Annotated in this window: 13 protein-coding genes; 1 reads left to right on the top strand and 12 read right to left on the bottom strand. The window is 51.3% G+C overall.

From position 1 onward, the window contains the following. Window positions 1-61 precede the first annotated feature (61 nt). The 7 genes from ACYUJT_RS20485 to metH all read right to left on the bottom strand — a co-directional run bounded on the left by ACYUJT_RS20485 (window position 62) and on the right by metH (window position 8,696). Complete coding sequence (locus ACYUJT_RS20485) at window positions 62-412, bottom strand: cyclic-phosphate processing receiver domain-containing protein (RefSeq protein ID WP_460325827.1); 351 nt, start codon at window positions 410-412, stop codon at window positions 62-64. 41 nt (window positions 413-453) lie between these two features. Continuing rightward, window positions 454-1,305 carry a deoxyribonuclease IV gene (locus ACYUJT_RS20490; RefSeq protein ID WP_460325729.1) on the bottom strand — a complete coding sequence of 284 codons (852 nt, stop codon included), beginning with the start codon at window positions 1,303-1,305 and terminating at the stop codon, window positions 454-456. Further along, a complete protein-coding gene (locus tag ACYUJT_RS20495) occupies window positions 1,295-2,113 on the bottom strand; it encodes an Fpg/Nei family DNA glycosylase (protein ID WP_460325829.1) in 819 nt (272 codons plus the stop codon). Before ACYUJT_RS20495 ends, ACYUJT_RS20490 begins: the two co-directional genes overlap by 11 nt. 25 nt (window positions 2,114-2,138) lie before the next feature. After that, entirely contained in the window at window positions 2,139-2,951 is an 813-nt protein-coding gene (locus ACYUJT_RS20500) for a TIGR01457 family HAD-type hydrolase (RefSeq protein ID WP_460325731.1), read from the bottom strand. Continuing rightward, entirely contained in the window at window positions 2,948-4,033 is a 1,086-nt protein-coding gene (locus tag ACYUJT_RS20505) for a Gfo/Idh/MocA family protein (protein ID WP_460325733.1), read from the bottom strand. The genes ACYUJT_RS20500 and ACYUJT_RS20505 overlap by 4 nt, the downstream gene beginning before the upstream one ends. Window positions 4,034-4,233: 200 nt before the next feature. Further along, entirely contained in the window at window positions 4,234-5,169 is a 936-nt protein-coding gene (gene rnz / locus ACYUJT_RS20510) for a ribonuclease Z (protein ID WP_460325735.1), read from the bottom strand. Window positions 5,170-5,255: 86 nt separating this feature from the next. Then, window positions 5,256-8,696 (bottom strand): methionine synthase, encoded by a 3,441-nt coding sequence (gene metH / locus ACYUJT_RS20515; RefSeq protein ID WP_460325737.1) that lies wholly within the window; start codon window positions 8,694-8,696, stop codon window positions 5,256-5,258. 205 nt (window positions 8,697-8,901) lie between these two features. Between metH and ACYUJT_RS20520 the strand changes: the two genes are divergently transcribed. Beyond that, on the top strand, window positions 8,902-9,444 hold the full coding sequence (locus ACYUJT_RS20520; protein WP_460325739.1) for an acireductone dioxygenase: 543 nt from the start codon (window positions 8,902-8,904) through the stop codon (window positions 9,442-9,444). A gap of 88 nt (window positions 9,445-9,532) precedes the next feature. Here the strand turns inward: ACYUJT_RS20520 and ACYUJT_RS20525 are convergent, their stop codons facing one another. The 5 genes from ACYUJT_RS20525 to ACYUJT_RS20545 all read right to left on the bottom strand — a co-directional run bounded on the left by ACYUJT_RS20525 (window position 9,533) and on the right by ACYUJT_RS20545 (window position 12,870). Then, complete coding sequence (locus ACYUJT_RS20525; protein WP_460325741.1) at window positions 9,533-10,324, bottom strand: HAD family hydrolase; 792 nt, start codon at window positions 10,322-10,324, stop codon at window positions 9,533-9,535. 32 nt (window positions 10,325-10,356) lie between these two features. Then, window positions 10,357-10,890, bottom strand: a complete 534-nt coding sequence (locus tag ACYUJT_RS20530) for a hypothetical protein (protein ID WP_460325743.1) — start codon at window positions 10,888-10,890, stop codon at window positions 10,357-10,359. Between the two features lie 20 nt (window positions 10,891-10,910). Beyond that, window positions 10,911-11,903, bottom strand: coding sequence for an aldo/keto reductase (locus tag ACYUJT_RS20535; RefSeq protein WP_460325745.1), 993 nt, complete (start codon window positions 11,901-11,903; stop codon window positions 10,911-10,913). Between the two features lie 49 nt (window positions 11,904-11,952). Continuing rightward, complete coding sequence (locus tag ACYUJT_RS20540) at window positions 11,953-12,126, bottom strand: DUF896 domain-containing protein (RefSeq protein ID WP_074048641.1); 174 nt, start codon at window positions 12,124-12,126, stop codon at window positions 11,953-11,955. A 63-nt stretch (window positions 12,127-12,189) separates the two neighbouring features. Beyond that, a complete protein-coding gene (locus tag ACYUJT_RS20545) occupies window positions 12,190-12,870 on the bottom strand; it encodes a DUF4183 domain-containing protein (RefSeq protein ID WP_460325748.1) in 681 nt (226 codons plus the stop codon). Window positions 12,871-13,093: the final 223 nt, after the last annotated feature.

The raw sequence follows: 13,093 nt of genomic DNA on the forward strand, positions 1-13,093 counted from the left end.
CAACTCGCAAAACCCCCAGAAGTAATGGCCATGCCCCAGCACGGCCTCTATTTAAACTTATCTATTTGCGGGCGCTTCCTCTGGTCACGTTCTCGATTTCATCCAGGCGTTCAAATGGAATCGGTCCATTATGCAGAATTACGCTCTCCGGCTTATTCTGGTACAAAATTTCATACATGCTTTTTTTCCCGGCCATGCTTGATGTGTGCAAGAAGATCTCTCTAGGATATAATCCTTCCCGCGCGATGGCCGAAGCTACCTCGGCCCCCGTCTTCTCACCCGGCCCCATATCAAAATCCAGCGACAGGATGTCGACTTCAGATATTCGCAGTAGCGCTATGCATTCATCGACGGTCCTTACCAACGTAAACCCTAAGGGACAACGCCGCAAATCATCCATATACACATGAATCAATGTTCTTCGTCCTTTCCCGCAGAATTTCAGCTCCAGGCTTACACCCACTGCCTCACCCGTTCCATATCTTCTCTATAGGTTCCGTCTTCGCCTTTCTCACTCTCAAAAATACATGGTATTCCCCGTACCTCATCCAGCTGAAGCAGTTTGCGAAAGCCTCCCTCGCCAATATAACCCTCGCCAACCCGGGCGTGCCGGTCTTTACGTGAATGTGCCGGATATTTCGAATCATTAAGATGAATTACGGTTAACCCATTCCAATAATCCAATTCGCCCGCTTTGCGAGCGAAGACATTGTCATCTTCCCCGACCCACATTCCAGAAGCGAAGGCATGGCAGGTGTCAAGGCAATAGCCAATGCGATCCGGCGATTGGCACAGCTTACGGATCTGAACCAGCTCCTCCAAGGTCATCCCCATGTCTCCATGATCACCGGCCTGATTCTCAATGAGCAGTTTAGCTTTGCCATTCCAGCCGGAAAGCACCTTATTTATACATTGTATAATATTTTGATAACCTTGTAAGGGGTTTCCAGTCTTAAATGTGCCAAAATGAACAATAATTCCCAGAGAACCACAAGCCTCAGCAATTTCTAGATCATTCCGCAGCGAATGGACGGTTTTTTCAAACTGTTCAGGAGCTGCATGCATATCCACCGCCAAATTGCTTGGATAAGGAGTATGGGCCACGGACAGTATTCCATGCTGTTCGCAGAGCTTACGGCAACGCTCAGCATCCTGGCGGTCAAAATCTTTAACCGCTAAGCTTCTAGGGTTTTTTGGAAAATACTGAAACGCCCCTGCACCGGACGAAACCGCGGTTTGTGCAGCACCCGCATACCCTCCGCGGATGCTGAGATGTCCGCCTACGATTGGCTGCTTAGCGATCATGCTGGCAGCCCGGGCTGTAGAAAACCTTTTTGCCGGCGATTTCGGTCTTTACGATTTCGTCCCCGCAGCGGTAGCACTTTTCCCCTTCCCGGTCGTACACTTGGCACAGATCATTAAAACCGCCCGTGAGCTTATCATCCTTCGTCAACGGCAGCTCCATATAGCCCCCGGCTTCGGTAGCGTGGATCAGAACGTCGCGGACCGCTTGATACAGCACGGACAGATCATCCTCGCTCATATTCTGCAGCTTGGCAGATGGCCGGAGCCCGGCCGCATACGCGATCTCATCGGCATAGCAGTTGCCGATCCCTGCTACGACTTCCTGATTCACGAGCGCTGTCTTCAAACTGCCCCGGCGCTTGCTAAAAATCGCTTTGAACTTAGCTTCATTCATTTTCCGGTCGAGCAGTTCCGGTCCCAAATCCCCAAGCAGTTCCTCCGCTTCCTTAGCGGTATGCAGATGCAAGTAACCGAGTCTAAGACCGATAAAGTACAGCACCATACCGCCTTCGAACGAGATCTCGACTTGCGTGTTGCGGCTCGGATGATCCTCCGGAGAGCCCAGGTACAAAAGCCCGCCAAGCATCAAATGCAGCAAGAGACGGCGGCCATTGTCCAAATGAAACAGCAGATGCTTGCCCCGCCGTTCAATAAATATAATTTGTCTGCCCAGCAAAGCCTCCGTAAAAGCTTCAGGCTCCAAATTTACCGACTTCTCCCGGTTGATTGTGATTTTTGTTATAGGCAAATCCAAAATATGATTGGATAGTTGAATTCGATAATTATCCATTTCCGGCAGTTCCGGCATTGTCATCTTTCCCTTCTCTATCTCATTAAACCTTTCTCGTGGATTCCAACGAGCTGACGACCAAAAATTGGACATCGATCAAGCTCTCGCATATATGATCCGGCTCCACACCGGTTTTCGCTTTGAGCTCGGATAAATTGTCGCGGTTCGTCACCCCGGTCAACGCCAGAATGGTGCCGCAGTCTGCATGGGCTCCGGCTGAGATGTCCGTATACATATTATCACCAATTACCGCGGTCTCATCAGAACGCACGCCTAAACGGTCCATAGCATGCTTCATCAAAATTCTCGAGGGCTTCCCGATGGTAATCGGATTTACTCCAGAAGCCGCCACGATTGCCGCAGAAATCGTCCCTGCGCCAGGCATCAGCCCATCCTGTCCCGGCAGTAGTAAATCCGGGTTAGTTAGCACGTATTGCGCCCCGCCCGCAATCCATCTAGCAGCCTGGGCCAGCTTCTCATAGGAAAAAGAACGGTCGATACCCTGCACAACATATTCAGGCTGATCCGAATCGATAGTCAATCCAGCCAGCTTCAACGCCTCGATCAATCCATGCTCGCCAATCGGCGCTACTCTCGCCCCGGGCTGCAGGTCTGCGATATACTCCGCGGCAGCCACTGCCGACGTGCATACATCCTCCGCCTCGGCCGGAATGCCCATTTGGCGCAAATGCTCGGCAACGTCATCGGGTGTACGCGAGGAGTTATTGGTTACAAATAAATACGGAATTGAATGATGTTTCATAGCATTAATTAGTTGGTCGGCCCCGGGAATCATACTATTTCCATGATACATCGTGCCATCCAGATCAATCAGATAAGCTTTCCATTTCGTCAACGGTCCCACTCCTTCTTCCGCACTTGATCAACGTATTTCTCTACACGCAGCGCGTCGGCAAGCGTAGGTGCCAGCTCTGCGAATTCATCATCTCCGGTAAGTCTCAGCATGAAATGATGCAGCGCGGCAAAATGAGAATCGACGAATACGCCCATCGTAGCCTTGGCGTCAGGAAGCAGTTTGAGGCTGGCAGGCTCAGGCATGTGCGTCAATGCCCCTCGGAGCAGGTGAACCTGGGGAAAGACGTCTTTTTCCAAATCCATAACGATGCTTCCCTCGGTACCGACGATTTGAACCGCAAAGGCATCGCTTCCCCATGCTATGCGCGACACCTCCACCATACCACGGACACCCGTAACCGTCTCGAAGTTCATAAACGCCCAATCATCGACTTGAATAGCCACTTTGCGCCCGCTCCCGGACTCAGTGCGTCGTTCATTCACGAAAGTCTCGGTCGTGCCGCCAATTCGCGCCAAATCGCCAAACCAATGGCAAATCAGATCAAGCGCATGCACTCCAATATCGGTAATAGCTCCGCCGCCGGACAGTTCGCTGCTGACCCGCCAGCTAAAGGGACGTTCCTGATCCAGATAGCCGGAGCGCAGATAAGATATTTTACACTGCAGCACCTGGCCGATGCTCTGCCGCCGCAGAAGTTCGGCTGTCCGCTGGACTGCCGGATGGTAACGGAACATGAGCGCGACCTGTGCAGTTAAAGGCTCGGGATATTCATCCGCTGCTTGCGCGGATTCATTATAATTATCGGCAATCGGCTTCTCGCAATAAAGTGCCTTGCCTGCCTTGCCGGCAGCACGAATACTCTCAGGATGTAGTGCATTTGGGGTACATACGCTGACCGCAGCCACCGATTCCCGGCTAACAGCTTCCATGATGTTGTCCGTAATGTGTTCAAAACCCATGGCAAGAGCTTGTTCTTTATGTAAATCCGGCTGTCTCGTCACTAATGTGTCCAGCACCGGTACAAATGGAGTTTTTTTAAGAACAGGCAGTGTCCGCAGTGCAACGATATGTGTCTTGGCGATTGTACCAAAGCCATGCAGTACAAAAGGAATTTTTTTCAACTGTCACCCTCCCGTAACGTTTGCTTCTATTTATTCTACATAGAAAAACAAAGCAGAGGCAAATTTTCCGCCCATTTAACCTCATCCAGCAAATTAGAGCCGCATCAAGTCGAATGGCATCGAAGCGGGGTCGTACCTTCGCCATGTCCTTAGCAAACTTTGAAGCGGCCTGTCATTTCCTGCGCTTTCCCGGAAAATATTTATGAACCTGATGTCCGTTCTATCCCGTACAATACATGCTCTCTGGCAATTTCGGCGTCCGGAAATATTTCCTGCGCCTCCCGTTCAAGCTGCATAATTTGATCCTCGTATTTATAACGTGAGCTTAGGTGCGTCAGGAATAAGCGCTTGGCGCCCGATTCACGGGCGGCTTCCGCGGCTTGGCGGGCTGTACTATGGAAATAAGTATGCGCCGTCTCCTTCATCTCATGAAGGAACGTCGACTCGTGTACCAGGACATCGGCATTTCGTGCTAGAGGCAGCACGGAATCGCACGGACGGGTATCTCCTAGAATCGTGACGATTCTTCCTTTCTTCGGCTTGCCCTGCACCTGAGCGGCATGAAGAATCCGTCCGTCCGGGGATTCCACGCTCTCGCCGCGCTTTAACTTGCCATAGAGCGGACCTGGACGAATGCCATAGCTCTCCAGTACAGCGGTGTCGAGCTTGCCCGGCAAATCCTTCTCCGTCACCCGATATCCGTAGCTGGCTACCCGGTGCTCCAGCAGGGAGGCTTCAACACGAAATAATTCATCCTCGAACAGAACTCCACCGTCATGCTCAACAATATCCAGGATGTAGCTGATATGCGACTCACTCAGCTCCAGGCTGGTATGAATATATTGCCTAAGCCCTCGCGGACCGTAAATCGTCAAAGGGTCCTCGCCGCCTTGATAAGCGCGGCTGGAGATGAGCCCCGGCAGACCGAATAAATGGTCCCCGTGCAGATGCGTGATGAAAATCTTCTCCAGCTTGCTGAGTTTGAGAGGAGAACGAAGAATTTGATGCTGCGTTCCTTCTCCGCAATCGAACAGCCAGAAGGACCGGCGCTCTTCAAGCATGCGAAGGGCGACCGAGGTCACATTACGCTCCAAAGAAGGAACGCCTGCATTAGTTCCCAAAAAGTAAAGCTCCATTCTTCTCTCTCCTTCAATCTATAGATGTAGTTGCTTATTCTATGGTCAAAACCCTCCGGGGTACGGAGGGTTTTGCGAAATGTTCACTAGGCTTTGTCAACGTTGAAATACTGCGCCTGCGGATGAGCAAATACCATGGCGGATACCGATGCTTCTGGCTCCATCATAAAGCCTTCCGTCAGCTCGACTCCAATATCCTCCGGCTTCATCAGCTTGAATAGAGGACCTTGATATTCCAGGTCAGGACATGCCGGATAACCGAACGATACCCGAATACCTTGGTAACGGGCACCAAGACGCTGCTTCATCGTCATATCCTGAGGGTCAGGGAAGCCCCACGAGTCGCGCATCATATGGTGTACCCGTTCAGCGAGACCTTCGGCAACTTCCAAGGCAACGGACTGCAGTGCATGGGAGCGGAGGTAATCGCCCCGCTCCTTCAGCTTCTCGGAACGATCCCGGATGCCTTGCCCGGCGCTGACGACGAGGAAGCCTACGTAATCCATGATGCCGCTATCGACGGACTTCAGGAAGTCGGACAGACAGAGGTACGGCTCAACGCGCTGACGCGGGAAGTCGAATCTCTGCAGCACCTTCGAATGATCCTGCGGATCATAAATTATGATCTCATTGCCGGACGATTGTGCCGGGAAGAATTGGTACATCGCCTGCGCCTGAATGATACCGTCTGTAACGGCTTCATACAGAATTTGATCGACGGTTTCCTTCAACTGGACCGCTTTCGGATCTTCTTTAGCTAATAGCTGCTCTACGGAGCCGCGCAGTCCCAGGTGATGCCCCAGCAGCATTTGCATATTAATATAAGGAATGATATGGCTTATCGGATAATTGCGCAGGATATGGCGCTCCAAATCCGGCGGCGTAAATACCGGGGCATCGGTCGAGATGTTGGATCTTTCGACGCGAGTCAGCTGCGGCAGCTCCTTCACCGCCACGGCTACGCTGCCCTCCGCCTCCTGCTCTGCCTCCATTTCCAAGCGCATTTCTTCTCTTTTGACCGGGTCCATAAGTTTGTTCGCTAAATCAAGGCCATCCATCGCATCTTTAGCATAAATGACCATGCCGTCGTACTCCGGACGAATCCGCGTCTTCGTGAATTTGCGCGTCAACGCCGCTCCACCGACGAGAATCGGCACCTCAATCCCTGCATTGCGCAAGTCCTGAGCAGTTAATACCATTTGCTGAGCGGACTTCACAAGCAGTCCGGACAGGCCGATCGCATCCGGCTTCTCTTCGCGATAAGCTTCAATAATACGCTCCGGTGGTACTTTTATACCCAAATTAATGATTTGGTAACCATTGTTGGATAAAATGATCTCGACCAGGTTCTTGCCGATGTCATGCACGTCTCCCTTTACGGTAGCGAGCAGGATTTTGCCCTTGACCGAGGACTCGTTCTTCTCCATGAACGGCTCCAAGAAGGCGACAGAGGCCTTCATGACCTCAGCGCTTTGCAGTACCTCTGCAACGATCAGCTCATTGTTGTTGAACAGACGGCCGACCTCTTCCATGCCCGCCATCAGCGGCCCATTGATGACCTGCAGCGGACTGTATTTCTTCAATGCTTCCTCCAGATCTGGAATCAGCCCTTCCTTGCTGCCTTCCACGACGTAATTGCCAAGACGCTCTTCCAGCGTCAAATTGTCGGCCTTGGCTTTCTTCTCAACCTTCTTGTCCCGGAAAGCGGCCACAAAAGCGGCCAGCGTCTCGTCGCTCGTGTTGTAAATCAACTCCTCCGCCAATTTCCGGTCTTCCTCAGAAATCGAAGCGTAACGTTCAAGCTTCTCCGTATTGACGATCGCATAATCGAGACCGGCTTTCGTACAGTGGTACAAGTAAACGGAGTTGAGCACCTCGCGGCCGGCATCTGGCAAACCAAAGGATATGTTGCTCAGACCAAGGATCGTCTTCGCTCTCGGGAATTTCTCCTTGATCATGCGGATACCTTCGATTGTCTCCACGGCAGAACCGATGTACTGAGGATCTCCCGAGCCTACCGGGAACATGTTCGGGTCAAAAATAATATCTTCCGGCTGCATGCCGTATTTATTCACAAGCAAATCGTAAGAGCGCGAAGCGACTTCCATCTTTGCTTCGCGGGATACGGCCTGTCCGCGCTCGTCAATGAGAATGCAGACGACAGCCGCGCCATACCGGTGAATGAGCGGAACGATCTGCTGGAACTTCGTCTCGCCGTCTTCAAGGTTAATGGAGTTAATTATCGCTTTACCTTGGGAATATTTAAGCGCCAGCTCAATAATATGATCATAAGTGGAATCGATCATGATCGGCGCCTTGATCTTCTTCGTGACCATCGGATAAAAATTCTTCACGGCATAAGCCTCGTCGATATCCGTATCCTGCAGGTTAATATCGATGACCATCGCCCCGCCCTTCACCTGGGAACGGGCAATTTCCGAAGCCTCATCGAACTTCTCTTCCTTGATGAGGCGCTTGAACTTACGAGATCCGGAGATATTCGTCCGTTCGCCGATCATGATCGGCCGATTGTCTTCCTCAAGATACACAGTCTCTACTCCGGACACGGCCGCAGGATGCTTGCCGTTCATCTCCCTTGGAGCATACTGGCTCATCGTCTCCACAAGCGCGGCGATATGATCCGGCGTCGTTCCGCAGCAGCCCCCGGCAATATTCAGCCAGCCCTGCTCCGCGAAGGCGCCCATCTTCATCGCCAGCGAATCCGGCGATTCGTGATATTTGCCGTTCTCATCGGGCAGTCCGGCGTTCGGATAGCAGCTCACCCCGACGCCCGACATATCGGACAGAGTACGGATATGATCCCGCATGAACTCCGGTCCTGTAGCACAGTTGAGTCCGAAGGAAATCGGCTTCAAATGCTCCAGCGAAATATAGAAGGCTTCGATGTTCTGCCCGGCCAACGTCGTGCCCATCGGCTCAATCGTGCCCGAAATCATGAGCGGCAGCTTCTTGCCTGCTGCTTCGTAGGCGCGAGAAATGCCGATGCTTCCCGCCTTCACGTTCAGCGTATCCTGCGACGTCTCGAGCAGCAGAGCATCTACGCCAGCCTCGACGAGCGCAAGCGCCTCCTCCTCATAACTGGCGATCAGTTCGTCGAAGGTAACCCCTCCCGTAACCGACAGCGTCTTCGTCGTCGGCCCGAGTGCTCCTACTACGTATCTCGGATGTTCGGGCGTGCTGTACTTCTCGGCAGCGGCGATTGCGAGGCGAGCGGCCTCCAAATTGATTTCGCGGGCTTTATCTTGTATATCATATTCGGCCAGTACAACAGACGTCGCACCGAACGTATTTGTTGATATTAAATCTGCTCCGGCTTCCAAGTACTTCTCGTGAATCCCCTGGATCACATCAGGACGGGTGAGCACGAGCATTTCATTACAGCCGTCCAGCTCTTCGCCGCCGAAATCGGCCGGCGATAAATCCTCCTGTTGAATCATCGTACCCATGGCACCGTCGAGGATCAATATTCGTTCTTTCATTCTGGACTCAATGCTAGGCTTACTCATGATCTATATCCCTCCCACAAAACATTAACATTTAGTTTAACAGAACAAAGCGCTAAAGAAAAGGTTCAAACCAATTTACTTGAGTGGGCAAACCCTTTTACGGACTAAGTCCGCACAGCTTAGCCCCAATTGAATTTTAGTGTCGACAATCCGGGGACGAATCGGATATAATGCAATCATATCTATAAGAAAGCGGGGTAATCCCATGGCGGAAATCAGAATAAGAAACACGAACGAAATTATTTCTGGAGACGATAATGTTCGGGAATTCCTAAATCAATACGACGTAATATATGAGCATTGGGATGTGAGCAAGTTGGCTGCCGGGCTCCAAAACAATTTCACGTTGTCCGACGACCAAAAAAGCGAAATTCTGAACACTTTTGATGCGGAAATTCAAGATTTGGCCGCACGCCGAGGATACCGGACGTGGGATGTCATCACGCTCAGCGAAGCAACGCCTAACATTGAGGAACTGCTCGCCAAATTCGAACAGGTTCACACGCATACGGAGGACGAAATACGCGTTATCGTTGCTGGCGCTGGAACCTTTATCATTAAAGGCGATGACGAAACAGGCTATTTCGACGTGAACCTTCTGCCTGGAGATCTCATCTCCGTTCCCGAGAATACGGCGCACTTCTTCACCTTGACAGATGAGCGCAAGGTCGTAGCTGTCCGCCTCTTCGTGGAAGAGAACGGCTGGATCGCTCACCCTTATGATGATCCTACATTCAAAAAGGCATAAGCCACTTCTAAAGAACGTAAAAAAAGCTGCTTTCGATCCCATATTTGGGACACCGGAAGCAGCTTTTTCTTATTATTTAAAATAATGGCTAATTTGCAGCAATTATATCATGAAGCTCAGATAAGTGATTAATCTCATAATTCGGAATGATTTCGTCGTTACGCGTATGGCCTACGCGATTGATCCATACTGCCGTCATGCCTACGCCAAGCGAACCAATGATGTCCGTAGTCAGCTTGTCCCCTACCATGATGGCCTCGTTCGCTTCTACACCCAGCCGCTCCAGAGCATGCCGGAATATCGTCGAATCCGGTTTTCCCTTGCCAAACGCGCCGGAAATAATGATTTCGTCAAAGAAAGGCGCAAGCTCCGGAACCCCATCCAGCTTCTCTTGCTGCAGCGCCGGACAGCCGTTAGTCAGCAAGAGCAGCTTGACTTTACCCTTTAGCTCCTTGAGAACCTGAAAAGTCTCCTCGTAAACATGCGGACGGGAGCGGCGCTCCTTACCGAACTGTTCGGCAAGCTCTGCAGCAAGCTCCTCGTTGTCTACGCCTAAAGCAAGCAGACCACGGCGCCACGCTTCCTTGCGATACACCGGAGCCAGCTGCTCCAGTTTGCGGAATTCAGCCTGCTCGCCCGCCGAAAAATGAGCCCATAGCCCTTCGAACGGATTGATCCCGATCATTTTAGTAAACGGAAAAGTCTCATACGATTCATATAGCTCTCTAGCCTCTTTGCGAACGGCCTCCTCCAGCTTCGCCGGATCGATACCGACCGCTGCACGAGCCTTAGAGCAGGTTTCCGAAAAAGCCTCTTTTACGCTACGCTCGTCCCATAGCAAAGTATCATCCAGATCGAAACAAACCGCTTTGATTGTCATTTGTTCTCTTTCCTTTCATCTGCGAAAAATTGTTATTCTTTAACGAAATCGACTTTATGCGTTTTCGCAAAGGTCTCTAGCCGTTCTGCCATAGCTGGCGTATCGAATAAATTGCGCTTGCGGTAGAACACCCAGTTCTGTCCGCCTGCCTTCGGCGTAATCGTGATCTTGTTCGGGGACGCCGAGATTTTGCTAATTTGTCCCGCTTCCAGCATCCGGTCCCGGTTAAACTTGGCCGAGAACAAATAATTTTTATTGACCCGTAAATAGGGTTTGTTGAGAAATAAAGCAATAGCCAAAATGACGTAAAGAACGATCGTTAGCCAAAACATTGTCGTGCTAACTTCTGCACTCCGGCCTGCCAGCGCGACGCCTGCGTACAATCCAGCCAGCAAAATGAGCAGGAGCGGAAGGATGATTTTTCTGCCTTTAAAAATATCCCCGTCTCCCCGTGCTCCAGCCCTGCTTCCCGTGCCGGATCGTCCGCCCTGATTGCCTTGCGAATTCTTTCCTTTCTTGTTTAGTTTCATTTGGTTGCGTTCAACTTTTCTGTCAAATGAAGCCATCGATCTTCCTCCAATATGATTTAAATATTTCTACTAAATTTGTTCAGGAACCGCGCGGGATATTCATCAGGTAACGCGCTTGCTTCATCCAGGCGCTGACGCAGCTCAAGCGGCAATCTCCAGCCGACCGAACCCATATTTTCCTCGAATTGCGCGAATGTACTTGCACCGAAAATCGGAGACGTGATGCATGGCTGCTCCAGTAGCCAATTGAGAGATACCTGCGCCGGGGTTTTGCCCGTTTCTTCAGCTACGGCCAGCACGGCATCCAGAATCGCGAAGTTCTTATCATCCGCGCGGTACTGCCAACTGCTCTCTCCCGACTTGGCGGTTCCCAGGCGGCCTTCGCTCGGCGTTTCGCCCCGGCGGTATTTGCCAGTCAAGAATCCGCCCCCAAGCGGAGCCCAAGGAATGATGCCGACCTTCTCTTCCGCGCATAAGGAGACAAGCTCTCGCTCAGCTTCTCTGCTAACCAGGCTGTACTGCTGCTGCAAAGAAATATAGCGGGAATACCCTCTGAAATCGCTGATGCCCAGACTTTTCATTAGTTGCCACGACAAATAATTCGAACAACCTATGTAACGCACTTTGCCGGAGGTCACCAGATCATCCAACGCTCTAAGTGTCTCTTCGACCGGCGTATCCGCATCCCAGACATGAATTTGATAGAGATCAATGTAGTCCGTGCCCAGCCTTCTCAGGCTTGCCTCCACCCCGTCCATGATCCGTTTGCGCGAGGCTCCGAAGCCATTCACGTCTGGCGATGTGCGCATCCGAACCTTGGTCGCAAGGATAACCTCCGAACGGCGGTCTTTAATGTACTTGCCAACGATCTCCTCAGAGCGTCCTTCGGTATACACATCAGCCGTATCGATAAAATTACCGCCCTGATCCAGAAAGGAAGCGATCATGCGGGCCGATTCCGCTTCGTCGGTCTGTCCGCCGAATGTCATGCTTCCCAAACATAACCGTGATACCGCTAATCCGCTTTTGCCAAGATATGCGTATTCCATAGATGAGAGCCTCCTTATTCATATGTAAAGCCGGACCAAATGGCCGGCCTTATTTATCCACCACTTCGATTGATTCCAGCTGCTGGCGGAAATTTCTTCTTATGTTCTGAAGATATGTCTCCCGGAGCTGGGCGCGTTCCAGCATTTCATCCTCCGTAAGCCCTTCAGCCTTGTTCTTGCGCGCCAATTCATTAATGCGCCGTACCATTGCATCTATATCCATAATATCCTCCTGCACATAAATTCATGAATTCCCTTTTAACATTGACATGACTGATACAGGTTGTCAAGATACCAAACCCTGCGAAGCCGCTACCTGCATACGGGCCACAAACGCAACGTTTTCGATGATAATTGGTGCCCCGGCCAACACGATATCTCCTTCAAGAATAAGTGTTAAATCCGCTGTAGTCAAACGGTACAAACTGCGCTCCTGCATGACCCCATTAATGTATAAATTAGAATATCCGTTAATGCCTATCCCTTTGAACTCCGAAACCGAAACACCGTCATCGTCGGTAAACTCGGCTGCCGAAATATGAACGGTACCCGTTAGGCCCTCCGGAGGAAAGTAAAAATAACGAAAAGCGCTCGGCAGGATCGTAATTCCAGAAACTTCGCCTGCAGGACCTTGTGGACCTTGTGGACCTTGTGGACCCGGTACGCCAGGAGAGCCTGGTGAACCAGGCGGGCCAGGAGGACCTTGACGTCCTTGAGAACCTGATGCACCTCGTTCGCCATGAGGGCCCTGCGCTCCTGCTGGACCCGCTTCGCCCGGTGAGCCCTGTAATCCAGAATCTCCCTGCGGGCCACGCGCTCCCACTGCACCATCTTTTCCTGGCGGACCTGGCGCGCCAATCCCACCCGCTGGCCCTGCTTGACATGGCGAGCAGGATGCCCCCTGTTCTCCTTGCAGCCCCTGCCCGATGATCCACTGGATGATCCTTCTACGTTGCCGTGGACACAATCGCTGATTTCTCCGTATGGAACGCTGTCGGCATTTTTTCTTCTTTCTTATTAAAGTTTTTCGTCTTTTATTGCAACCTTGTCTGATTGATTCCTTCATTCCAGCATTTCTATTAGTCGCTTTGCCATTCTTTTGATGCTTGGCCGCAGCAGTAGACATTATGAACACCTTCCGCGTTTGATAATTATATATCATATGTCTCTTTACATTCAGAGGAATAGAC

This window comes from Paenibacillus sp. YSY-4.3 (assembly GCF_054767475.1).

Bases quoted from the DNA above. Each gene is read 5' to 3' on its own strand.
- ACYUJT_RS20490 (WP_460325729.1), bottom strand. From the start codon at position 1,305: ATGATCGCTAAGCAGCCAATCGTAGGCGGACATCTCAGCATCCGCGGA.
- ACYUJT_RS20495 (WP_460325829.1), bottom strand. From the start codon at position 2,113: ATGCCGGAACTGCCGGAAATGGATAATTATCGAATTCAACTATCCAAT.
- rnz (WP_460325735.1), bottom strand. From the start codon at position 5,169: ATGGAGCTTTACTTTTTGGGAACTAATGCAGGCGTTCCTTCTTTGGAG.
- metH (WP_460325737.1), bottom strand. From the start codon at position 8,696: ATGAGTAAGCCTAGCATTGAGTCCAGAATGAAAGAACGAATATTGATC.
- ACYUJT_RS20520 (WP_460325739.1), top strand. From the start codon at position 8,902: ATGGCGGAAATCAGAATAAGAAACACGAACGAAATTATTTCTGGAGAC.
- ACYUJT_RS20525 (WP_460325741.1), bottom strand. From the start codon at position 10,324: ATGACAATCAAAGCGGTTTGTTTCGATCTGGATGATACTTTGCTATGG.
- ACYUJT_RS20530 (WP_460325743.1), bottom strand. From the start codon at position 10,890: ATGGCTTCATTTGACAGAAAAGTTGAACGCAACCAAATGAAACTAAAC.
- ACYUJT_RS20535 (WP_460325745.1), bottom strand. From the start codon at position 11,903: ATGGAATACGCATATCTTGGCAAAAGCGGATTAGCGGTATCACGGTTA.
- ACYUJT_RS20540 (WP_074048641.1), bottom strand. From the start codon at position 12,126: ATGGATATAGATGCAATGGTACGGCGCATTAATGAATTGGCGCGCAAG.